Here is a 21799-nt window from a genome sequence, read left to right on the forward strand (position 1 = left end):
CATTTGCGTAATGAAATCGGGGTCTTGAGAATGCCTGGAACCTCCTGTTCCCACCTTCCGCTTTCTTTCTTTTCACGACGCGCCGATGTCTTCTTCCACTCCTCGCCATCCCACCCTTGCGCTTGCCGCCATTTGCCTGGCGGCACTGTTGTTCGGCCTGGAGATCTCCAGCGTGCCGATCATCCTGCCGGTGCTGGAAGCGCGGCTGCACGCCGACTTCCAGGACCTGCAATGGATCATGAACGCCTACACCATCGCCTGCACCACGGTGCTGATGGCCACCGGCACGCTGGCCGACCGCTACGGGCGGCGCCGCGTGTTCGCGCTCACCGTGCTGGCCTTCGGCATCGCATCGCTGCTGTGCGGCCTGGCGCCCAGCACGGCGGTGCTGATCGCCGGCCGCTTCTTGCAGGGCATGGCCGGCGGCGCGATGTTCATCTGCTCCATCGCGATCCTGTCGCACCAGTTCCCCGACGGCAAGGCACGCGGCCGCGCCTTCGCGATCTGGGGCGTGGTGGCCGGCATCGGTCTGGGCTTCGGCCCGGTGATCGGCGGCGCCATCGTCGCGCTGGCCAGCTGGCACTGGGTCTTCCTGGTGCACGCGCCGCTGGCGTTGCTGGGCCTGGCACTGATCATGGCCGGCGTGGCGGAGTCCAGCGACCCGCAGGCCCGCCAGCAGAAGCTGGACCTCGCCGGCATCGCCACGCTGACCGTCGCGGTGCTCGGGCTCACCTCCCTCATCACGCAGGGAGAGGGCCTGGGCTGGGCCAGCACGGCCGCGCTGAGCCTGGCAGCGGCAACGGTGTTCAGCCTGATCGCGTTCGTCGCGGTCGAGCGATTGCATCCGCATCCGATGTTCGACTTCTCGGTGTTCAAGATCCGCGACTTCTCGGGCGCCATCCTCGGCTGCATCGGCATGAACTGCAGCTACTGGCCGTTCATGATCTACCTGCCGCTGTACTTCTCCGCCGGCCTGGGTTACGACACCACCACCACCGGGCTGGCGCTCCTGGTCTACACGGTGCCTTTCCTGGTAATGCCGCCGATCGCGCAATGGCTGCTGCTGCGCTACCAGGCGCGTTTGGTGATTCCCGCCGGCCTGTTCCTGATCGGCCTGGGCTTCGCGCTGATGAAGCTGGGCAGCAGCCTCACGCACCTGGGCGGCTGGACGGTGTTGCCCGGCGCGCTGGTCGCCGGCATCGGTCTGGGCCTGACCACCACGCCCGCGACCAACATGACCACCGCCTCGGTGCCTGCCAACCGCGCCGGCATGGCCTCGGGCATGGACGTCAGCGCACGCCTCATCACCCTGGCCGTCAACATCGCAGTGATGGGGCTGGTGCTCGTGGCGGGCATCCTGGCCGCGCTGCGCACGGCGCTGGGGCCGGCGCTCGATGCAGCACGGCTGCGTGCGCTGGCCGAGCGGCTTGCCGGCGGGGACGTGGCGGGCGCGCAGCAGATGTTGGCGACGCTGGCTGCGCCGGATGCCGCCGGCGCGATCCTCCAGGCCGCCGTGACCCATGGCTTCGGATGGGTCATGCTGTACGGTGGGCTCGGGGCTTGGCTGACCGCGGTGTTCAGCCTTGCAGTGCTCGGTCGCCGGCGCGCCTCGCCCGCACAGGACGTGCTGCCCGGCGCGGCTGGCGGGCACTGAGGCTCTATCGATCCTGGGCCTGTCGAGGGACGAAATACGAGAGCTCGGGCGAGCATTTCGCTACCGCCAGCAGGCGTCTCCACCTCGTCGAACGCGATCCCGTGACGTAACAGGCTCAACTTCCGCGCACCACCGATATGTTCGCAGGAGCCCGGGGCAATTCGGAACTTGCGTTGGCGTGTTGTATCGAGGCTGACCGGTCGTGTTTGATGAGCAGCACCGCGATCATGCCGATGACAGCTGGAATCGCGATCGCGATGAAGTTCTGGTGCAGCGGCAGGCTCATGCCCACCAGCACGCCGATCAGGATCGGCGCCAGGATTGCGCCACTGCGGCCGACGCCCAATGCCCATCCGAGACCGGTAGCGCGGACCGCCATCGGATAGAACTGTCCGGTGTAGGCATTGGCGACGATCTGCGTGCCGATCGTCGACGCACCGGCCAGGCCGATAAGGATGAACAACGCTGGCGTCGGCATCTTGAACCCAAGCAGCGTGAGCGAGACCGCGGCCAGCGCATACATGGCTGCGAGTACGTACTTGATGTGGAACCTGTCGGCGAGCCAGCCGCCGCCGATGGCGCCGACCATTGCGCCTGCGTTCAACACCAGCACGAACGTCAATGCCGAGCCCAGGCTGTAGCCGGCGCTGGCCATGAGCTTCGTCAGCCACGAACTGAGTGCAAACACCATGAACAAGCACATGAAGAACGCGATCCAGAACATCACCGTGCTGAAGCCGCGGCCTTCACGGAAAAGGTGCTTGATCGGTGCGCTGTCGGCCTTGTCTTCCGCCGGCACGACGAATCGGTCTGTCGCCTGCGGCCGGTAGCTGGGGTCGAGTCTGGAGGCAATCTCTTTCAACTCGTCAGTTCGACCCTTGGCCAGCAGGAATGGCATCGATTCCGGGACCGACTTCAGGATGACGGGAATCAGGAGGACCGGCAGGCCGGCCGCGAAGAACACCGACTGCCAGCCGTAGGTTTCGATGAGCCCCTTGCCCAGAAGCGCTGCAACGATTCCGCCGACTGCGTAGCCACTGAACATCAGGGTGACAAGGGTCGCACGAATCTTCCTGGGTGAGTATTCGGTCATCTGCGCGACCACATTCGGCATCACGCCGCCGATGCCGAGCCCGGCAAGGAAGCGCATCGCGCCGAACGTGAAGGGATCGTTGGCAAGACCCGCTGCGGCCGTGAAAACGCTGAACAGGCCAATGCAGATGGCGATCGCCCAGCGGCGACCTATCCTGTCGGCGATGGTGCCGAGGAAGATGGCGCCAAACATCATGCCGAAGAGCGCCGAGCTCACCATGAATCCGGCGTTGGTCGCATCGACGCCCATCTTCGCCATGATCGAGGGCAGTGCGATGCCGACGACCGACAGGTCGTAGCCGTCGAACACGATGATCAGCGCGCACCAGAACAGCACGCGCCCGTGAAAGCGGTTGAAGCGGGCATCGTCGGCCAGCTTGTGAAGATCGATTTGGCGCATGGCTCTTGTCTCCGACTGAATGAATTGGAACGGGTGTCAGGGCCTGCACATCGGCCCGCGAGACGAGGTTCACGCTGCTGCTGCACACCATCGCACGGCCAGACTCACGGCAAGCGTGGTTCCGCTATGTCCTGAATGATGGTCACCCCGCAGTGGCGGGTCCAACGCATTTTTCGGATGTTCCCTATCAATCCTGGAAATTCTGGGGAGGGTCTACCCATGGACAGGACTGTCGCGATGCCTTGCCCCGCTCTTCCATGCGCTTTGCGAATGCGCGCTATCACCGATATTCGTTGGACCACGCCCCGGTGCCTTCGTAGATTCGGCAACCAGGCGAACGCCAACGTGGCACTGCCAGGAACCCAAGCAACGGCAGAGCCCGCGCGCACAAAGGAGATGGTCATGCAAGGCAAGATCGGCCTCGAGGAACACTTTGCGATTCCCGAGACGCTTCAGGATTCAGCGGGCTTCGTGCCGGGAGACTACTGGCGGGAGCTCAGCAGCCGCCTCCTCGACATTCATGAAGGGCGCTTGCGCCAGATGGATGCGCACGGCATGGAGATGATGATCCTCTCGCTGAATGCACCTGCCGTGCAGGCGGTGCCCGATCCGCAGAAAGCCTGCGAGCTCGCGATCCGCGCGAACGATTTTCTGGCAGAGCAGGTGGCGAGAAGGCCTGACCGCTTCCAGGCGTTCGCAGCCTTGCCCATGCAGGACCCCGAAAGGGCCACCCGGGAGCTCGAGCGGTGCATGACCGAACTGGGTTTCCGCGGCGCCCTGGTCAACGGCTTCTCGCAGGTCGGCACGACCGACAACGCCACCTACTATGACGCGCCGCAGTACGCCCCCTTCTGGGCCGCGGCGGAGCGGCTCGACGCGCCGTTCTACCTGCATCCGCGCAACCCGCTCGCGAGCGCGGCGCAGATCTACGAAGGCCATCCGTGGCTGCTCGGCCCCACGTGGGCTTTTGCACAAGAGACTGCCGTCCACGCCCTGCGCCTCATGGCGAGCGGTCTCTTCGATCGCCATCCCGGTCTCAAGATCATCCTCGGCCATCTGGGCGAAGGCCTGCCCTACAACATGTGGCGAGTCGACCACCGCAATGCCTGGGTCAAGGCCCCCAAGGGCTATCCGGCCCAGCGCAAGCTGTGCGAATACTTCCAGGAAAACTTCTACCTCACGACCTCCGGCAACTTCCGCACCCAGACGCTGATCGATGCGATGCTGGAAGTCGGTTCGGATCGGATCCTGTTCTCGACCGACTGGCCTTTCGAGAACGTCGATCACGCTTCGAACTGGTTCAACGACGCGAGCATCAGCGAGGCCGATCGAACGAAGATCGGCCGAACGAACGCGCTGTCGCTGTTCAAGCTGAAGCAGTCCTGAGTCGCTCGAGCGGGCACGGAATCGAATGATCGACATCGACGAATGGACCATCACCAGCGCGGTCCAGAAAGCGCACGGTGCAACTTCCAATGCGCGCCTGAAGACCGTGATGGACAGTCTGGTACGGCACCTTCATGACTTCGCCCGCGAGGTGCAGCTCACCGAAGCCGAGTGGTCCCATGGCATCGACTTCCTCACGCGCGTGGGAAGCATCACCGACGACAAGCGGCAGGAGTTCATCCTGCTGTCCGATGTGCTGGGTCTTTCGACGCTTGTCACGGCACAGTGCAATCGGCGCCCGGCCGGATGCACCGAGGCAACGGTTTTCGGCCCCTTCTATGTACCCGATGCGCCGGCGTACAAGAACGGCGACGACATCGCCAACGGTGCGAGCGGTGAACCTTGCTTCGTTGGCGGAACCGTCCGCGGGATCAACGGCGAGCCGATTGCCAATGCGCGCATCGACGTCTGGCAGTCCGACGACGAAGGCTGGTACGACGTTCAGCGTTCGGAGCTGGACCATGCGCAAGGTCGAGGCCATCTGAGCAGCCTCGAGGACGGCCGCTACCGTTTCAAATCCATCGTGGCTGTTCCCTACCCGATTCCTCACGACGGCCCGGTGGGGCAGATGCTGGAGAAGCTCGGCCGCCACCCGTGGCGTCCGGCACACCTGCACTTCATGATCCGGGCGCCGGGGTACGAGACGCTCATCACCCATGTGTTCCGCTCAGGAGGCCGCTATCTCGACTCCGACGCGGTATTCGGCGTGCGCAGCTCGCTCATCGCCGAGTGGAAGCGCAATGAGCCCGGCGTTGCGCCGGATGGAACATGCATGGGCGTTCCCTTCTACACGCTCGAATACGACTTCGTCTTGAACAACGCCAGGAAGGACTAGAAGCATGGAAGTAGGACACATCGTCATGTGGCGCGTCGCTGGTGCCACGGCCGCGGAGCGAAGCAGGAATTGCACGACGATTCGCAATGCGTTCGAAGGGCTGCGCGACCGGATTCCAGGTCTTCTGGAACTCGAAGTAGGGATCGACACGAGTCGCGTCGACTACGCCTGCGATGTAGCGCTCTACACACGCTTTCGCGATGCGCAGAGCCTGGAGGGCTATGCGACGCATCCCGAGCACCTTCGCGTCAAGCGGGAGCTCGGCGACATCCGCACCGAGCGCTATCAAGTCGACTACAGCCGCTCGCGCGCAGCGTGATAGACCTTCCAGGCGCACCGGTACGACGCCTACATCCGTGGCTCGCGGCGTGATCGCTCATGGAAGAGGCCGAATATCAGTTCACGCAGCCACCGGTTTCCGCTGTCCTGATGAAATCGCTCGTGCCACTGCTGTCGTATTTCGAATGGCATGACCTCGAACGGCGCATCGACGATATGCAGATCCGCGCGTGAAGCCACCATCGCCCTGGCGAGACGGGCTGGCGCAGTCAGCAGCAAGCCCGACGCGGCGACGATCGACGACAAGCCCAGCGAGTGGGCGGCCGTCAGGACGACCCGCCGGCGATCGAGTGCGCCCGCTCGCTCCAGTGTCTGCTGCAATTGGGAGTCGGTCGTTCCCTGAGGCCGGTACGCAATGTGTTCCGCCGCGAGGTAGTCGTCGAGTTCGATGCGCTCGGGCGTGCCCAGCGGCGACGTCTTCGACATCAGCACGACGAATGACTCGTCGAACAGTCGCTGCTGATAGAACGACGGCCCCATCGGCTCCCAACTGCCGAGTGCGATATCGATCTGTCCATGGAGCATCCGCTGCCGGGCGTCGGCCATGGAGACATCCACTGTTTCGAAGCGAACCCCGGGTGCACCGGCGCGAGCGACCATGAGCAGCTCGGGCATCATGACCAGTTGCCCGATGTCGTTGACCGCAATTCGAAACGTGCGGCTCGATGTCTGCGCATCGAAAGTCCTGCCTTGATCGACCGCCTGCACCAGGCAGGCGATTCCCTCTTCGATCGGAGCGATGAGGCGCTCGGCAACTGGCGTGGGGACCATCCCATCCGCCGAGCGCACGAACAGCGTGTCGTTGAAGCGTTCACGCATGCGCTTGAGGGCATTGCTCACCGCGGACTGCGTCATGCCAAGCCGATCACCCGCGAGCGTCACGCTGCGCGTGGCGTAGATCGCCTGAAAGACCAGGAAGAGATTCAGATCAATGGAGTTGATGTTCACCGCGCCGTCTCCGACCGCTCATCGAGCCGTCATTCGTTGTCCAACACCGCCAGGTTGTCGTAGACCATCCGGAGCATGTCCCGAAGCGACTCGGCTTGCGCAAAGCTCAGTCCCGACAACGACACCCGCTCGTACAACTGAGCCAGGGGAATGATCCGCAACGCGAGGTCGCGCCCTGCCTCGGTCAGCGCGAGCGCGAGAGCCCGGGCATCCTCGTCCGATCGATCGCGCACCAGCACGCCACGCTGCAGCAGCCCGTCGACCGTTCGCGAGAGCGTGGAGGGTTCGGTTGATGTGTGCAACGCCAGGTCGGAGAGCCGCTGATGGGGCTGGTGGTGCAGCGCGACGCAGATCCGCCACTCGGTCAGCGAAAGGTTGAACTGCTTGAGTTCCCTGCTGAACGACTGGCCCATTCGAGTTCCTGCACGCGCAAGCAAGTAAGGGATTGCCCGCTCGAGATCGTGGTTCGCAGATTTATCTGCTTCTGCAATCAATTCAGGGAGCGCATCGGGGCTCGTCTTGCGCTGCTTTGCGGGGGCAGTTGTTGTCGGCTTTCTCTTGGTCATGGCCGATCTTACAAGCGAAAAGTATCCCCGATATAGCGTAAACCCCGAGTCATTATTGATTGCATTTACAAATGTTATCCGCTTCAATTGACCTCTCTGATCGCAGAGCCACCCATCTTTTGGAGACCCCCATGACCGATGCCGCAACGAATCCGCTCGCCCAACTCAATCACGTCGACATCCCTGCGCCAGGCCGAAAGTCACCTGTAAGAGGTGCCCCTTCGATCGAAAACATAGTTGCATCCGCAAGCGAACTGGTGCCAGTGCTACGCGCCCGGGCTCAACGCACCGAACAGGACCGCCGCGTTTCGGACGAGACGACGCGTGCGTTCCACGACGCAGGCTTTTTCAAGCTGATGCAGCCGGCACGCTACGGCGGCTTCGAATACGGCTTCACCGCCTTCATCGACGTGGTCAGCGAACTGGCACGAGGCTGCACGTCGTCGGCCTGGGGTTGCTCGCTGGGCGCCATCCACCAATGGTTGGTCGCAACCTTCCCCGAGCAGGCGCAGGACGACGTCTGGCGCGAGGACCCCAGCGCGATCGTGTGCGGCTCGTACGCACCGGCGACGATGGCCGAGAAGGTCGACGGCGGCTATCTCGTGCACGGCAAATGGCTTTTCGCGTCCAACGTGGACAACTCCCAGTGGGCCCTGCTGGGCGTTCAGTTTCCGCCGGAAGAAAAGGGCGCCCCGCCAACGGCCGGCTTTCTGCTCGCACCCCGGTCGGATTGGTCGATCGAGGACAACTGGTACGTGGCGGGCCAGGCCGGGACGGGATCCAAGGCGATCGTCATCGACAAGCCGACATTCATTCCAGGGCACCGCAAGCTGACGTTTGCGGAGGCTTCTTCCAACAGCCCTCCTGGCGCCAAAGTCAACACGAACCCGATCTACCGCATCCCCTTTCTATCGGCGGTGCCGGTGTGCCTCGTGTCGCCAATCATCGGCACGGCCCAAGGCGCCGTGGACGAACTGATCGATCTGGCCGGCTCGCGCGTCACGCGGGGGGCCGTTGCCGGAGGCGGAAGCAGGTTGAGCGAGTTCTTTCCAGTGCAGTCCCGCCTGGCCGAAGCGTCGGCGAGCGTCGATGCGGCGCGGCTGCTCCTCTATCGCGACACCGCACAGGTGGAGCAGATGGCAGTCGATGGCCATGTCATCAGCATCCAGCAACGAATTCGCAATCGCCGCGACCATGCTTTCGCCGCACGTCTTTCACGCGATGCCGTCGAAGCGGTGTTCGCCAGCGTCGGAGGCGCGGGCTTGTCGCTGAACCAGCCGATCCAGCGCATGTGGCGCGACACGAACGCCATCTCGCGGCATATCAGCCTCAATTGGGACGCGGTTTCTTCCATGGTGGGGCAATACCTGCTCGGCCTCGAGCCCAAGGGCCAGTACTGATCGAGGCACCCGCCATGTACTCCTGGGCTCTCATCACGGGCGATGCGGCCGACACGGTCGATGCTCGCCAGTTGCGGCAGGCGCTGGGCGCCTTCCCCACGGGGGTCTGCCTCGTGACGACCACGACGCCGGACGGCAAGCGCGAGGGGATGACGATCAACTCGTTCGCCTCGGTGTCACTGGATCCACCCTTGATTCTGTGGAGCATCCGCGACGACACCCGCAGTGCCGACGCATTCCTTGCGGCACGGCCTTTCAACCTCAGTGTGCTGACCGCAGCGCAGCGCGACCTGGCCTCGCATTTCGCCAGGCCCGCAGCGGACAAATTCGAGCGCTTCGCCGAAGCATTCGATGTCGGACCCAACGGATGTGCAAGGCTTGTCGAGAGTGTTGCAACGTTCGAGTGCTCGACCTATTCGCGCCACCAGGCGGGAGATCACACGATCATCCTCGGCCGGGTCGATCGCTTCTCGCGGACCGACACGCCGCCTCTGCTCTTTCATTCAGGGCAAATGGGATCGCTGTGGGAACTCGCGGCGACGCTGGCGCGGCCTCAATGATGTCTGGGGGGGCGCGTAACGCTCGGCAGTGACATTCTGGGTCAATCGATGGGGCCTCATGTGACGCTGAATGTCAGTTTGGGCGTGCTCGTCGCCGCGCAAACGATTGGCATGCATGTTGCTGTAACAAATCATTACCAGTCATCCAGTTCAAACAAACAATGCGCATCTCGGACAGCGAAAACGACACTTCTTTGGATCGCCGTACTTTTTGCGTCGGCGCGATCGGCCTTGCCACTCTGGGGGCAACAGCCTGCGGAGGTGAAGGCGGCAGCTTCGTCGGGGGAGGCATCGCGGCACCCGGGACGGCGGTCCCGCCAGCTGCTTCCGCAGCAGTCGATCCTTCCAGCGAACCTGCCATCGCACCCGCGGTAGCGCCGGCCCCGTCTCCGTCCCCTCAGGCGCGCAAGTTCGTCCACCCCGGCCTTCTTCACACGGAGAGCGACTTCGATCGCATGCGCCAGAAGGTCAAGGACCAGGCCCAACCCTGGCTCGACGGCTGGAACGCATTGACAGGCAACGGCCGCGCACAGCTCGGCGCGAAACCGCGGCCGCTGGCCACGGTGGTCCGAGGTGGCGACGACTCCAACTTCGCGCAGTTCTTCATCGACGTCGCGCGCGCCTACCAGCTCGCGCTGCGCTGGAAGGTCTCGCAGGACACGCGCTATGCCGACCTTGCCGTGGTCTTCCTGAACGAGTGGTCCTCCACGCTGACATCGGTCACGGGCAATGCGGACCGCTTTCTCGCGGCGGGCATCTACGGCTACGAGTTCGCGAATGCGGCCGAGATCATGCGCACCTATCCAGGCTGGGCGCCGGCCGATTTCGCGCGCTTCCAGAACATGATGCTGACCGTGTTCTATCCGCTCAACCACAGCTTCCTGATCGACCACAACGGCTCCGTCATCACCAACTACTGGGCCAACTGGGACCAGTGCGCGCTGGCCTCGATGCTCGCCATCGGCGTGCTGTGCGACCGGCCGGACATCTACGACGAAGCCATCGGCTACTACAAGACCGGACAGGGCAATGGGGCGGGCCTGCAGGCGGTCTATCACGTGCATCCCGGCTATCTCGGCCAATGGCAGGAGAGCGGGCGCGACCAGGGGCACTGCACGCTCGGCATCGGGCTGGCGGGCGCGTTCTGCGAGATGGCGTGGAACCAGGGCGACGACATCTACGGCTACGAGAACAACCGTTTCCTGGCCGGCTCCGAGTACGTGGCGAAGTCCAATCTTCTGGATGGCTCCGGCGCCTTCTACACGGTGCCCTTCTTCACCAACGTCAACAGGCAGGGCACGCAGTCCGTGCTGTCGACGGGCAGCCAGGGGAGCCGCCGGCCCGTCTGGGAAAGCGTGCACAACCACTACGCGAACCGGCTGGGCATCGCGACCCCCTACACCGCCCTGCAAGCCGCACAGATGCGCCCCGAGGGAGACGGCGGCAACGGCGACCAACTGGGCTTCGGCACGCTGACCTTCACGCGCGATCCGCTCGCAACCCCCGTGCGGCCCAGCGGGCTCACCGCGCGGTTGCGCGGCACACAGGTGGTGTTGTCATGGTGGGGCTGCACCGGTGCGCAAAGCTATTCGGTGTGGCGCGCGGAGCAGGCGGGCGGCCCCTACAGCGTGATCGCATCGGGCATCACCGACGTGCTCACGTTCAACGACACCGCGCTCAGCCCGACCGGCGTGTACCACTACGTGATCGTTGCGGCCATCGCCTCGGGCGACAGCGCCCCCTCCAACGAAGCGCGGGTGTCCGTCCAACCCGAGTTGCTGTTGCAGTGGAAACCCGACGGCGGCGCGCGCGCGCCCGTCAGCCTTCCAACAGGCCTTGCGAAGAACGCCGCCGATTTCACGGTCTCGGTCCGGGTCTTCCTGGACAGCGCCGCGACCTGGTCCCGCGTGTTCGACTTCGGCTCCGGCACGCGCCGCTACATGATGCTCACGGCCCGCAATGGCAGCGGCGTGGTCCGCTACGGGATCTCCACGGTCCACGGCTTCAACGAGGAGGTGATCGATGGCACGGCGGCGCTTCCGAGCGGGCGCTGGGTGCATGTCGCGGTCACCCTGTCGGGCACGCTTGGAACGCTGTACGTGGACGGCGTCGTCGCCGGCACCAATGCAGAGATGACGCTGGCCCCTTTCGACCTTGGCGAGACGACGCAAGACTGGCTCGGGCGTTCGCAGTTCCCCGACGATCCCGGCCTGCAGGGGCGTGTGGACGACTTCCGGCTCTACAGCGGTGCGCTCGGCATCGCGGAGATCGCATCGCTGGTGTAGGCCGCATTCACAATAGCGCCGCATGACTGCCCCGACTCCCGCTTCTCCACCGCGCCCGATACGCACCGCGGCCACGCTGGTCGTTCTGCGCGACGGCGCCGAAGGCCTCGAAGCCCTGATGCTGCGCCGCGCCGAAAAGGCCAATGACCAGAACAGCGGCGCCAGCGTCTTTCCGGGCGGCGTGCTGGATGCGCACGACCGCCATCTGCATGCGCTGTGCACGGGCCTCGACGATGCCGCGGCAAGCGCGCGCCTCGCCATGCCCGAAGGCGGTCTCGACTTCTACGCGGCCGCCATCCGCGAGTGCTTCGAGGAGGCGGGCCTTCTTCTTGCGAACGATGCGCAGGGCCGCCCGGTCCGGCTGCTCGATCTTCCGCCCGCCGAACTCGCCGCCATGCGCGAGGCCGCCGAGCGGGGCACCGATGCGCTGCTCGCCATGTGCGAGGCGCGGGGTTGGCGCCTCGCCGGCGACCGGGTCGTCTACTTCGGCCACTGGCTGACGCCGCCCGGAATGCCGCGCCGCTTCGACACGCGCTTCTTCGCCGCGCTGGTCCCGCCCGGGCAGGCGGTGCGCCCCGACGGCCGCGAAACCGTCGAGCACATGTGGCTGAGGCCTGCGCAGGCGCTGGACCCGGCCCGCGGCCTCAAGCTGATGAACGTGACGCGGCGCGTCCTCCAGCAGCTGGACGCGTTCGAGCGCGCCGGCGACTTTCTGGCCCACGTGCGGCAGCTGCGCACGGTCCCGCTGAACATGCCGAGGCTGGCCGACGGCCCCGGCGGCCGCCGCGCGGTGAACATCGAGGAGCCCGCGTACGAAGAGATCGGGCACCTCGACCCCGATGGCCGCGGTGATGCCCGCTATGCGCTCGAAGCAGGCCTCGTCACGCGGCTTTCCGCCAGGGTGCTGCGCGTTGCGGGCGGCACCGAGGGCGCGGCCGGTCTCCACAGCTACCTCGTCGGCGGAACGGAAGGCTGGGCGTTGATCGGCCCCAGGCCGCACGATGCCGCCGTTCGCGCCGCTGCGCCCGGCCCCGTGCGCTGGACCGTCTCGACGCAACCGGGTACGCCGGACATGCATCCCTCGTGGCCCGGAGAAACGCTGGACCTCGGCGGCGCCACCCTTCGGGTTCTGCGGGACGACGAAGGCGCGCCATGCCTCCTGCTGGTCGAAGAGCGCATGCTCTTCACGGGACCCGGCACATCGGCCACCCTCGGCGCAGGCCATGCCGTCGCGTGGATCGCCGCGGCCGAAGGCTTCATCCACCGCCCGCGCGCAGCGTCGCGTGCGGATGCAGCGGGTGCGCCAGCGTATCGGCGATGAGGCGCAGCGCCTGGTCGCACTGCTCGCGCGACATCGGCCCGCCGAGACAGATGCGCACGGCATCGGGCGGATCGCCATCGGTGGAAAACGCCGCGCTGGCCACGACGCCGACGTTCTGCGTGCGCAGGTAGGACGCGAACTCCACCGGGCTCCATCCCGGCGTGAGCGGCAGCCAGGCATGAAAGCCTTCGGGATGCGCCTGCAATCCGCTGCCGCCGAGATGGCGCGTGGCGAGCAGCTGCCGCGCCACCGATTCCGCGCGCACCGCCTGCAACATGGCCTCGGCCGTTCCGTCCGCCACCCACAGCGTCGTCAGCGCATTGGTGATCGGCGACGCCATGACGGTGGTGGCGCGCATCGCGCCGGCCAGGCGCTGCGACTGCACCACCGTCGGTGAGCACACGTACGCACTGCGCAAACCAGCGCCGAAGCATTTCGAGAAACCGCTCACGTAGTAGGTGAGCGCGGGCGCCAGCGTGGCGATGGTGGCCGGCGTCTGCCGCGGCAGCATGCCGTAGGCATCGTCCTCGATGATCGGGATGGCGTAGCGCAGCGCCACGTCGGCCAGCGCCTCGCGCCGGGCGCGCGACACCGTGCCGGCGGTCGGATTCAGCAGCGTCGGGTTGCAGTACAGCGCCTTGGGCTTGAGCGTCCTGCAGGCGTGCTCGAAGGCATCGGCAATCGGGCCGTCGTCGTCGAGCTGCAGCGCATGCAGCTGCACCCCGAGCTGCGCCGCGATGGCCTTCACGCCCGGATAGGTGAGCGACTCCACGCAGATCAGCTCGCCCGGCCGCGCGAGCTGCGAGAACAGCGCGGTCAGCACGCCATGGATGCCGGGGCACACGAGGATGCGGTCCACGCTCGCGTCGGGCACGAAGGGGCGCAGCCAGTGCATCGCCGCCTCGCGGTCGTGCGCGCTGCCGCCGAAGTCCTGGTAGCGCAGCAGGTCGTGAAAATCGATCTCGGCGAAGGCCCGGCTCGCGCTGTCGTGCAGCCGCCCCATCAGGTGCTCGTCGTCGGGCTCGGGCGGCATGTTCATCGTCATCTCGGCGCCGCTGCCGCCGCGCAGCCGCAGGCTCGGGCTGCCGGAGCGGATGAAGGTGCCGGTACCGGCGCGCGAGTCGATCAGCCCGCGCTTGCGCGCCTCGGCATAGCCGCGCGCCACGGTCGTGTAGTTGAGCGCCAGGTCGGCGGCCAGCTCGCGCAGCGTGGGCAGGCGGTCGCGCACGCCCAGCCTGCCGGTCTTGATGTCGTCGGCAATCAGCTCGGCCAGCAGCAGGTAGGCCGGCCTGGCGCTGTTGCGCAGCTGCTTGCGCCAGTGGGTGGTGATCGTGTTCATCGGCGGAGTTGATTGCATCCATTGATTGCATCGGGCTACCGATCAACACGCAGGAATCGCGCCCGTCCCAGAGGGCCCGAATGCTTCGATCAGGTGCGATCAAGTCCATTGATCGGGTGCATTGATCGCATGCCGCGTGCGTCGTCCCGGTGCAAGAACCGCCTTGCCGGCCACCCGCACCCTCGCCTTTCCGGGCTTGCTGAATTTTTTTATCCGCATGCAGGCCGCACCGCTGCACATTGATCGCGACTTGATCGCACCCACCCGGCCGGGCGCTGGCACATCGCCTGCGAAGAGAAAGACACGCAAGACCTGCGTTCAACCCCTCAACCGGAGTCCCCCATGCCCAAAGTCACCCGCCCCCGCAACGAGAAAGGCGAGTTCCTCGTCGACTACGAAGAGAAGGTGTTCGAAGACGTCAAGGCCGAGCCCGGCGAGAAGGCGCTCGTCACCTTCCATACCGTGGCCTTCGAAGGCTCGATCGGCTTCGTGAACCTGCTGCAGGCCACGCGCCTGAAGCGCAAGGGTTATGAGACCTCGATCCTGCTGTACGGCCCTGGCGTGACGCTGGGCGTGCAGCGCGGCTTTCCCACGCTGGGCGACGAGGCCTTCCCGGGCCACCAGAACTTCAACAAGCAGATCGCCAAGTTCATCGAGGAAGGCGGCAAGGTGTACGCCTGCCGTTTCGCGCTGCAGGCGCTGTACGGCCACGGCGAAGGCGCGCTGATCGAAGGCATCACGCCGATCAACCCGCTCGACGTGCTGGACCTGGTGCTGCTGCACAAGAAGGCCGGCGCCGTCATCCTCGACACCTGGACGCTGTGAACATGACCACCCCCAGGCTTCGCGCACTTCGTGTCGCTTCGCCCACCCCCTTGCAGGGGGCAACACCAGCGGCCCGGCAAAGCCGGTTCCGCGGTGTTTCCCGAATGGGCTTCGCTTTGCTCGCCGCAGCGGGGAGGGGGTGATCATGGGTTCTTCATCACGCACCGTCAGGGCCGCGGCGATCCAGATCGCGCCCGACTTCGAGCGACCCAACGGCACGCTCGAGCGGGTGTGCGGCGCCATCGACGAGGCCGCGGCGAAGGGCGCGCAGCTCGCGGTCTTTCCCGAGACCTTCGTGCCCTACTACCCCTATTTCAGCTTCGTGCTGCCGCCGGTGCTGCAGGGGCCGCCGCACCTGCAGCTGTTGGAGCGCGCGGTGGTCGTGCCCGGCCCGGTCACGCAGGCCGTGGCCGAGCGCGCCCGCGCGCGCGGCATGGTGGTGGTGCTCGGCGTCAACGAGCGCGACCACGGCAGCCTCTACAACACGCAGCTGGTGTTCGACGCCGACGGCACGCTCGCGCTCAAGCGCCGCAAGATCACGCCCACCTATCACGAGCGCATGGTCTGGGGCATGGGCGACGGCGCCGGCCTCAAGGTGGTCGACACGGCCGTCGGCCGCGTCGGCGCCCTCGCCTGCTGGGAGCACTACAACCCGCTCGCGCGCTACGCGCTGATGGCGCAGCACGAAGAAATCCACTGCGCGCAGTTCCCCGGCTCGCTGGTCGGCCCGATCTTCGCAGAGCAGATGGAAGTGACCATCCGCCACCACGCACTCGAATCAGGGTGCTTCGTCGTCAACGCCACCGGCTGGCTCACCGACGCGCAGATCCGCAGCGTGACGCCCGACGCCAACCTGCAGAAGGCGCTGCGCGGCGGCTGCCACACCGCCATCGTCTCGCCCGAAGGCAAGCACCTCGCGCCGCCGCTCACCGAGGGCGAAGGCATGGTCGTCGCCGACCTCGACATGGCGCTGATCGCCAAGCGCAAGCGAATGATGGATTCGGTCGGCCACTACGCGCGGCCCGAATTGCTGTCGCTCGCCATCAACGACCGGCCAGCGCAGACCACCCTGCCCATGCACGGGACACACGCCACGCAACCCCACCCCCTCGTTCAACGGAGCCCCGACCATGACCATCGCCACGACGACCTCGCCGGACAGCCGGCAACTGATGACCGAGCTCCAGTCCTTCGGGTTGCGGCTGGTTGATCCTTCGGCCGGCGTTGCGAGCCGCCGCGGCGGCGCGGGCCCCTCCGACCACAAGGCCGTGACGGTGGATGGGCACACGATCATGGTGCCCGTCCATACCTCCAGCGCCTGGCATTCGCCCTTCACCGCCGAGGCGCCCGACGCGCAGGGCATGAGCCGCGTGATGCGCGGCAGCATCCCCATCGCCAGCATCAGCTTTCCGAAGCAGCCGCGCTTCTACGCGATGCAGACCTTCGACGGCGTGCCCTATTCGCACATCGCCACGCTGCACGGCAGCGACGTGCTCGCCACCACGGTGCTGCAGACCTGCATCCGCTACGAGAGCCGAAAGAAGAGCTGCAAGTTCTGCGCGATCGGCCAGTCGCTCGCGGCCGGCCGCACCGTGGCGCGCAAGACGCCCGAGCAGCTCGCGGAAGTGGCGCGCGCCGCCGTGCTGCTCGACGGCGTGAAGCACATGGTGATGACCACCGGCACGCCCAACGCCACCGACCGCGGCGCGGCCGTCCTGTGCGAGAGCGCCTTCGCGATCRAGGCCGCCGTCGACATTCCGATCCAGGGCCAGTGCGAGCCGCCCGACGACGACCGGTGGTTCCACCGCATGAAGGCCGCAGGCATCGACACGCTCGGCATGCACCTCGAAGTGGTGACGCCCGAGGTGCGCGAACGCATCATGCCGGGCAAGGCCGGCGTGCCGATCTCGCGCTACATGAGCGCCTTCGAGGCGGCAGTGGCCGTGTTCGGGCGCGGACAGGTCAGCACCTACATCCTGGCCGGACTCGGCGACACGCGCGAGGCCATCCTCGGCATCTGCGACCAGTTGCTCGCGCGCGGTGTGTACCCCTTCGTCGTGCCTTTCGTGCCGATCAGCGGCACGCCGCTCGAAGACCATCCCGCGCCCACGCCCGAGTTCATGAAGTCGCTGCTCGCGCCGCTGGGCGAGCGCGTGGTGGCCGCGGGCCTGCGCTCGGCCGACATCAAGGCGGGCTGCGGCAAGTGCGGCGCGTGCTCCTCGCTGTCGATATACGAAAAAGAAAGCGAAAGCTGACCATGCTGTGCATCGACGACCTGAGCGAGCTGGACCTGCATTACGCCCCCGTCGAATATCTGGTGCGCGAAGCCGCGCAGCGGTGGGAGCGCGACGAGGCGATGGCGCTGCGCCGCGCGGTGTTCTGCATCGAGCAGGGCATCTTCGCGCGCGACGACCGCGATGCGACCGACGACGAGGCGCAACTGCTGGTGGCCATGTCGTGCAACGGCGGCATGCCCGAGCAGGTGGTCGGCACGGTGCGCATCCATCGCGGCGATGCACCCGGCGAATGGTGGGGCTCGCGCCTTGCGGTGCATCCCGCATTCCGCAGCCAGGGCCACCTGGGGGTCACGCTGATCCGGCTGGCCGTGTCGCGCGCCAACGCGCTGGGCTGCAGCACCTTCCTTGCGCAGGTGCAGATGCAGAACGTGCCGCTGTTCCGCAAGCTGGGCTGGCAACTGCTCGAAGAGACGTCGGTGCACGGCCGCCCGCATGCGCGCATGCAGGCCGACCTGGGCCGGTACCCGCCCTGCCACGACCCCGTGAGCGGCTTCGTCACGCGCGCCAAGGCGGTGTCATGACGAAGGTCCACGAGATCGCCAAAGCCCTGCGCGCCACGCGTGGCTTCGCCCACAAGCGCGACATCAGCGACGTGGTGTCGGCCCTCGGCCGCTCGCTGCCCGGCGGCCATGCCGCACTGGCGCAGGCCGTGCCCATCGGCGACGACTGCGCCGCGATTCCCGACGGCCACGGCGGCTACCTGCTGTTCGCCATCGAAGGGCTGGTCGAAGACTTCATCGTGCGCATGCCCTGGTTCGCGGGCTATTGCGGCGTGATGGTCAACGTGAGCGACATCTACGCCATGGGCGGGCGCCCCACGGCCGTGGTCGATGCGCTGTGGAGCACGGGCATGAACCCGGCGGACGACGTGCTGCGCGGACTGGCGGAAGCGGCCGTGCGCTACGGCGTGCCCATCGTGGGCGGCCACAGCAACAACCGCAGCGAGCGGCCGCAGCTGGCCGTCGCCATCCTTGGCCACGCGCGCAAGCTGCTGACCAGCTTCGACGCGAAGCCCGGCGACCTGCTGGTGATGGCGACCGACCTGCGCGGCGCCTACGAGGAGCCCTTTCCGTACTGGAACGCCTCGACCACCGCGCCCGCCGCGCGCCTGCGCGCCGATCTCGAAGTGCTGCCGGCGTTGGCCGAAGAGGGCCTGTGCCACGCGGCCAAGGACATCAGCATGGCCGGCGCGGTGGGAACGGCCCTGATGCTGCTGGAATGCTCCGGCGTCGGTGCGCGCATCGACATCGATGCGCTGCCCAGGCCCGACGGTGTGCCGCTGATGCGCTGGCTCTCGTCCTTCCCGAGCTACGGCTTCGTGCTCAGCGTGGCGCCCTCGCAGGTCGCGCCGGTGCTGGGGCGCTTCGCCGCGCGCGACATCGCCTGCGCGGTGGTCGGCGAGGTCGATGCCACGCGGCAGGTGCGGCTGCATGCGGGCGGGGAAGAGGCCCTGCTCTGGGATTTCGGCAGCGACGCCTTCATCCAGCCGCACACATCCGCCGAAACCGGGGAAGCGCTGCATGTCTGAGTTCGACCGCCCCTTGCGCATCGGCCTGCTGACGCATTCGGTCAATCCGCGCGGCGGCGTGGTCCACACGCTCGAGCTGGCCACCGCGCTGCATGAGGCCGGCCACGCGGTGACGGTGATGGCTCCGGCCGCGCCGGGACAGGCCCTGTTCCGCACGCCGCCGTGCAGGGTCGAGCTGGTGCTGGTGAACGGCACGCCGCGCGACACCGTCGGCATGGTGCGTTCGCGCATCGATGCCTTCGTCGGCCACCTGCAGGGCCTGCTTCAACGCGAATCCTTCGACGTGCTGCACACGCACGACTCGATCGGCGGCAACGCGCTCGCGCAATTGCAGGACGCCGGCCACATCGACGGCTTCGTGCGCACCGTGCACCACCTCGACACCTTCGACGATCCACAGCTCACGCGCTGGCAGCAGACGGCCTTCGAGCGCGCGAGCCTGGTGCTGAGCGCCAGCCGCCTGTGGTGCGAGCATCTCGGCACCGAATACGGCATCGAGGCCCATGAGATCGGCAACGGCGTCGACATCACGCGCTTCTCGCCGGCGGCCCGGGACGGCGATGCGGCCCTCGCACAGCGCCTCGGCATCGCCGCCGGTGCGCCGGTCGTGCTGGCGGTCGGCGGCATCGAGGAGCGCAAGAACAGCCTGCGCCTGCTGGCCGCCTTCGCCTTGCTGCGCGCCGCACATCCCCGCGCACAGCTCGTGATGGCCGGCGGCGCCAGCCTGCTCGACCACGCGGCCCATGCCCAGGCCTTCGGCGCGCTGGCGCAGGCGCTCGGCTTCGAGGAAGGCCCGGGGCAGCCGCTGCGCGTGACCGGCCCGTTGCCCGATGCCGACATCGCCGCGCTGTACCGCCTGGCCGATGTGGTCGCGATGCCGTCGCTGCGCGAAGGCTTCGGCCTGGTGGTGCTCGAAGGGCTCGCCAGCGGCGTGCCGGTGGTCGTTTCGCGCATCGCACCTTTCACCGAATACCTGGCCGAGACAGACGTGAGCTGGGCCGATCCGGCCGATGCCGTATCGATTGCCGAGGCACTGGCCGAGGCGCTGGCCACCCGCGATTCGCAGCGCATCGCCGCCTCGGCAGGGCGCCTGTCGCAGCGCTTCAGCTGGGCTGCGAGCGCCGAGCGCCATGCCGCCCTCTACCGCGCCCATTTGAAAGAGAGACACCCATGCCCGTGATGCATTTCCAGGTGCGCTGGCCCGATGCCAGCGAAACGCGCTGCTACTCGCCCTCGCTGGTGGTGCAGGACTTCCTGGCGCCCGGCCGGCGCTATGCGCTGGACGACTTCCTGCAGCGCACCCGCGAAGCCCTGGGCATCGCCTCCGAACGCGTGCGCGCCAGGTATGGCTTCGCCTGCTCGCAGGCGATGGACCAGCTGGCCGAGATCGAGCACATCGCCACCCGCTTCGCCGGCACCGCCAATGCCGAAGTCACCGTCGTCGCTTTCGACTGACGTCCCCCTCATCCAGAGAAAGAAGAACCCCATGTCCCATCCCTACGGCGGGCGCAGCCACTACAGCGTCATCATCGTCGGCGGCGGCCAGGCCGGCCTCTCGCTGAGCCATTGCCTGCAGCAGCGCGGCATCGACCACCTCGTGATCGAGAAGCGCAGCCTCGTGCACAGCTGGCGCACGCAGCGCTGGGATTCGTTCTGCCTCGTCACGCCCAACTGGCAGTGCCAGCTGCCGGGCTGGGGCTACCTCGGCAGCGATCCGCACGGATTCATGGTCAAGGACCAGATCAACGAATGGCTTGCAGGCTTTGTCGAGCATGTGAAGGCACCGGCCATCGAGGGCGTGACGGTCGAGCGCGTCTCGCGCAGTGCAGAACGCGAGCGCTTCACCGTGCAGACCGACACGGGCGACTACACCGCCGATCAGGTGGTGGTGGCCTCGGGCGGCTACCACCGCCCGATCGTGCCGCGGCTGGCCGAGAAGCTGCCGGCCACCGTGGTGCAGTACCACTCGGCGCAATACCGCAACCCGGCCCAGCTGCCCGGTGGCGCAGTGCTGGTGGTGGGCTGCGGCCAGTCGGGCGCGCAGATCGCCGAAGACCTGCACCTGGCCGGCCGCAAGGTGCATCTCGCCACCGGCAATGCGCCGCGCTGCGCGCGCTTCTACCGCGGCCGCGAGGTGGTCGACTGGCTGGCCGACATGAACTACTACGAGATGCCGGTCACCGAGCACCCGCTGCGCGAAGGCGTGCGCGACAACACCAACCACTACGTGACGGGCCGCGACGGCGGGCGCGACATCGACCTGCGGCGCTTCGCGCGCGAAGGCATGGAACTCTACGGCCTGCTCAGCGGCTTCGACGGCGGCCGCTTCGAGTTGCAGCCCAACCTGCGCGACAACCTGGACCACGCGGACGGCGTCTACAACGGCATCAACGCGTCCATCGACAGGCACATCGCCGCCCGGGGCATCGAGGCGCCGCCGCCTTCGGTCTACACGCCCGTGTGGGAGCCGGCGGAGGAACGCACGCGGCTCGACCTCGCGGCGGCGGGCATCGCGAGCGTGATCTGGTGCATCGGCTTCTCGCCCGACTTCGCCTGGGTGGACGCGCCGGTCTTCAACGGTCGTGGTGCGCCGGTGCACCGGCGCGGGGTGACGAACGAACCCGGCCTGTACTTCCTCGGCCTGCCGTGGCTGCACACCTGGGGGTCGGGCCGTTTTTCCGGCGTGGCGCGCGACGCGGAATTCCTGGCCGAGGCGATCGAGCAGAGAAAGGCGGGGTTGCGCGGCGGCGACGCCATGGAGGCATCTTCGGCCCCCGCGCTGCGCGCCGCTTAGCGGCGGACCGGCCAGCCGCTCAGCGCCTGTCTACGGTCTATGTGGAGCCATGTTGGGGCGCTGCTGTTCAGGGCGCGCTCACGCCGACGGTGTGCTCTGCTCCGCGAATGTCCCCCGGCGCGGCCTAAGGCCGCAGGCCTCCTCCTTTATTTCGCTGCGCAGAGCACACC

The 21799-nt window shown here is 66.9% G+C and carries 20 protein-coding genes; 16 read left to right on the forward strand and 4 right to left on the reverse strand.

The features are described 5' to 3' along the window. Nucleotides 1-85: 85 nt before the first annotated feature. Complete coding sequence (locus tag AC1DXX_RS22920; RefSeq protein ID WP_478136507.1) at nucleotides 86-1654, forward strand: MFS transporter; 1569 nt, start codon at nucleotides 86-88, stop codon at nucleotides 1652-1654. A 115-nt stretch (nucleotides 1655-1769) separates the two neighbouring features. On the opposite strand, the gene AC1DXX_RS22925 is transcribed toward AC1DXX_RS22920, so the two are convergent. Next, a complete protein-coding gene (locus AC1DXX_RS22925; protein ID WP_478136508.1) occupies nucleotides 1770-3146 on the reverse strand; it encodes an MFS transporter in 1377 nt (458 codons plus the stop codon). A 402-nt stretch (nucleotides 3147-3548) separates the two neighbouring features. Between AC1DXX_RS22925 and AC1DXX_RS22930 the strand changes: the two genes are divergently transcribed. Genes AC1DXX_RS22930 through AC1DXX_RS22940 form a run of 3 tightly spaced genes read left to right on the forward strand, consistent with a single transcriptional unit; the run spans nucleotide 3549 to nucleotide 5746 of the window. Continuing rightward, complete coding sequence (locus AC1DXX_RS22930; protein WP_478136525.1) at nucleotides 3549-4532, forward strand: amidohydrolase family protein; 984 nt, start codon at nucleotides 3549-3551, stop codon at nucleotides 4530-4532. A 25-nt stretch (nucleotides 4533-4557) separates the two neighbouring features. Then, nucleotides 4558-5427 (forward strand): intradiol ring-cleavage dioxygenase, encoded by an 870-nt coding sequence (locus tag AC1DXX_RS22935; RefSeq protein ID WP_478136509.1) that lies wholly within the window; start codon nucleotides 4558-4560, stop codon nucleotides 5425-5427. 4 nt (nucleotides 5428-5431) lie between these two features. Next, on the forward strand, nucleotides 5432-5746 hold the full coding sequence (locus AC1DXX_RS22940) for a Dabb family protein (RefSeq protein WP_478136510.1): 315 nt from the start codon (nucleotides 5432-5434) through the stop codon (nucleotides 5744-5746). Between the two features lie 29 nt (nucleotides 5747-5775). Here AC1DXX_RS22940 and AC1DXX_RS22945 read toward each other — a convergent pair whose 3' ends face one another. Continuing rightward, complete coding sequence (locus tag AC1DXX_RS22945) at nucleotides 5776-6714, reverse strand: LysR family transcriptional regulator (RefSeq protein WP_478136511.1); 939 nt, start codon at nucleotides 6712-6714, stop codon at nucleotides 5776-5778. A 29-nt stretch (nucleotides 6715-6743) separates the two neighbouring features. Next, nucleotides 6744-7280 (reverse strand): MarR family winged helix-turn-helix transcriptional regulator, encoded by a 537-nt coding sequence (locus AC1DXX_RS22950; RefSeq protein WP_478136512.1) that lies wholly within the window; start codon nucleotides 7278-7280, stop codon nucleotides 6744-6746. 131 nt (nucleotides 7281-7411) lie between these two features. Between AC1DXX_RS22950 and AC1DXX_RS22955 the strand changes: the two genes are divergently transcribed. The 4 genes from AC1DXX_RS22955 (at nucleotide 7412) to AC1DXX_RS22970 (ending at nucleotide 12846) form a co-directional block, all read left to right on the forward strand. Further along, nucleotides 7412-8680 (forward strand): acyl-CoA dehydrogenase family protein, encoded by a 1269-nt coding sequence (locus AC1DXX_RS22955; RefSeq protein ID WP_478136513.1) that lies wholly within the window; start codon nucleotides 7412-7414, stop codon nucleotides 8678-8680. 14 nt (nucleotides 8681-8694) lie between these two features. Continuing rightward, nucleotides 8695-9240 (forward strand): flavin reductase family protein, encoded by a 546-nt coding sequence (locus tag AC1DXX_RS22960; protein ID WP_478136514.1) that lies wholly within the window; start codon nucleotides 8695-8697, stop codon nucleotides 9238-9240. 161 nt (nucleotides 9241-9401) lie between these two features. Next, nucleotides 9402-11525, forward strand: a complete 2124-nt coding sequence (locus tag AC1DXX_RS22965) for a LamG-like jellyroll fold domain-containing protein (protein ID WP_478136515.1) — start codon at nucleotides 9402-9404, stop codon at nucleotides 11523-11525. 22 nt (nucleotides 11526-11547) lie between these two features. Next, nucleotides 11548-12846 (forward strand): NUDIX hydrolase, encoded by a 1299-nt coding sequence (locus tag AC1DXX_RS22970; protein WP_478136516.1) that lies wholly within the window; start codon nucleotides 11548-11550, stop codon nucleotides 12844-12846. Here AC1DXX_RS22970 and AC1DXX_RS22975 read toward each other — a convergent pair. Next, on the reverse strand, nucleotides 12782-14185 hold the full coding sequence (locus tag AC1DXX_RS22975; protein ID WP_478136517.1) for an aminotransferase-like domain-containing protein: 1404 nt from the start codon (nucleotides 14183-14185) through the stop codon (nucleotides 12782-12784). The genes AC1DXX_RS22970 and AC1DXX_RS22975 overlap by 65 nt on opposite strands. A 342-nt stretch (nucleotides 14186-14527) precedes the next feature. On the opposite strand from AC1DXX_RS22975, the gene AC1DXX_RS22980 reads away from it, so the two are divergent. The 8 genes from AC1DXX_RS22980 to AC1DXX_RS23015 all read left to right on the forward strand — a co-directional run bounded on the left by AC1DXX_RS22980 (nucleotide 14528) and on the right by AC1DXX_RS23015 (nucleotide 21629). Next, nucleotides 14528-15010 carry an MSMEG_0572/Sll0783 family nitrogen starvation response protein gene (locus AC1DXX_RS22980; protein WP_478136518.1) on the forward strand — a complete coding sequence of 161 codons (483 nt, stop codon included), beginning with the start codon at nucleotides 14528-14530 and terminating at the stop codon, nucleotides 15008-15010. Nucleotides 15011-15155: 145 nt separating this feature from the next. Further along, the gene (locus AC1DXX_RS22985; RefSeq protein WP_478136519.1) at nucleotides 15156-16220 is read left to right on the forward strand and encodes a Nit6803 family nitrilase; all 1065 of its coding nucleotides are present in this window, start codon (nucleotides 15156-15158) and stop codon (nucleotides 16218-16220) included. After that, nucleotides 16183-17265, forward strand: coding sequence for an MSMEG_0568 family radical SAM protein (locus AC1DXX_RS22990; protein ID WP_478136526.1), 1083 nt, complete (start codon nucleotides 16183-16185; stop codon nucleotides 17263-17265). Before AC1DXX_RS22985 ends, AC1DXX_RS22990 begins: the two co-directional genes overlap by 38 nt. 2 nt (nucleotides 17266-17267) lie before the next feature. Then, nucleotides 17268-17828 carry an MSMEG_0567/Sll0786 family nitrogen starvation N-acetyltransferase gene (locus AC1DXX_RS22995; protein WP_478136520.1) on the forward strand — a complete coding sequence of 187 codons (561 nt, stop codon included), beginning with the start codon at nucleotides 17268-17270 and terminating at the stop codon, nucleotides 17826-17828. Next, on the forward strand, nucleotides 17825-18835 hold the full coding sequence (locus AC1DXX_RS23000) for a sll0787 family AIR synthase-like protein (protein ID WP_478136521.1): 1011 nt from the start codon (nucleotides 17825-17827) through the stop codon (nucleotides 18833-18835). Before AC1DXX_RS22995 ends, AC1DXX_RS23000 begins: the two co-directional genes overlap by 4 nt. Continuing rightward, a complete protein-coding gene (locus AC1DXX_RS23005) occupies nucleotides 18828-20015 on the forward strand; it encodes an MSMEG_0565 family glycosyltransferase (RefSeq protein WP_478136522.1) in 1188 nt (395 codons plus the stop codon). The genes AC1DXX_RS23000 and AC1DXX_RS23005 overlap by 8 nt, the downstream gene beginning before the upstream one ends. Further along, complete coding sequence (locus tag AC1DXX_RS23010) at nucleotides 20006-20290, forward strand: MSMEG_0570 family nitrogen starvation response protein (protein ID WP_478136523.1); 285 nt, start codon at nucleotides 20006-20008, stop codon at nucleotides 20288-20290. Before AC1DXX_RS23005 ends, AC1DXX_RS23010 begins: the two co-directional genes overlap by 10 nt. A gap of 31 nt (nucleotides 20291-20321) precedes the next feature. Next, nucleotides 20322-21629: an MSMEG_0569 family flavin-dependent oxidoreductase gene (locus AC1DXX_RS23015; RefSeq protein ID WP_478136524.1), complete on the forward strand. Its 1308-nt coding sequence runs from the start codon at nucleotides 20322-20324 to the stop codon at nucleotides 21627-21629. Nucleotides 21630-21799 lie beyond the last annotated feature (170 nt).

It is taken from the genome of Variovorax sp. P4_B10 (genome assembly GCF_056402375.1).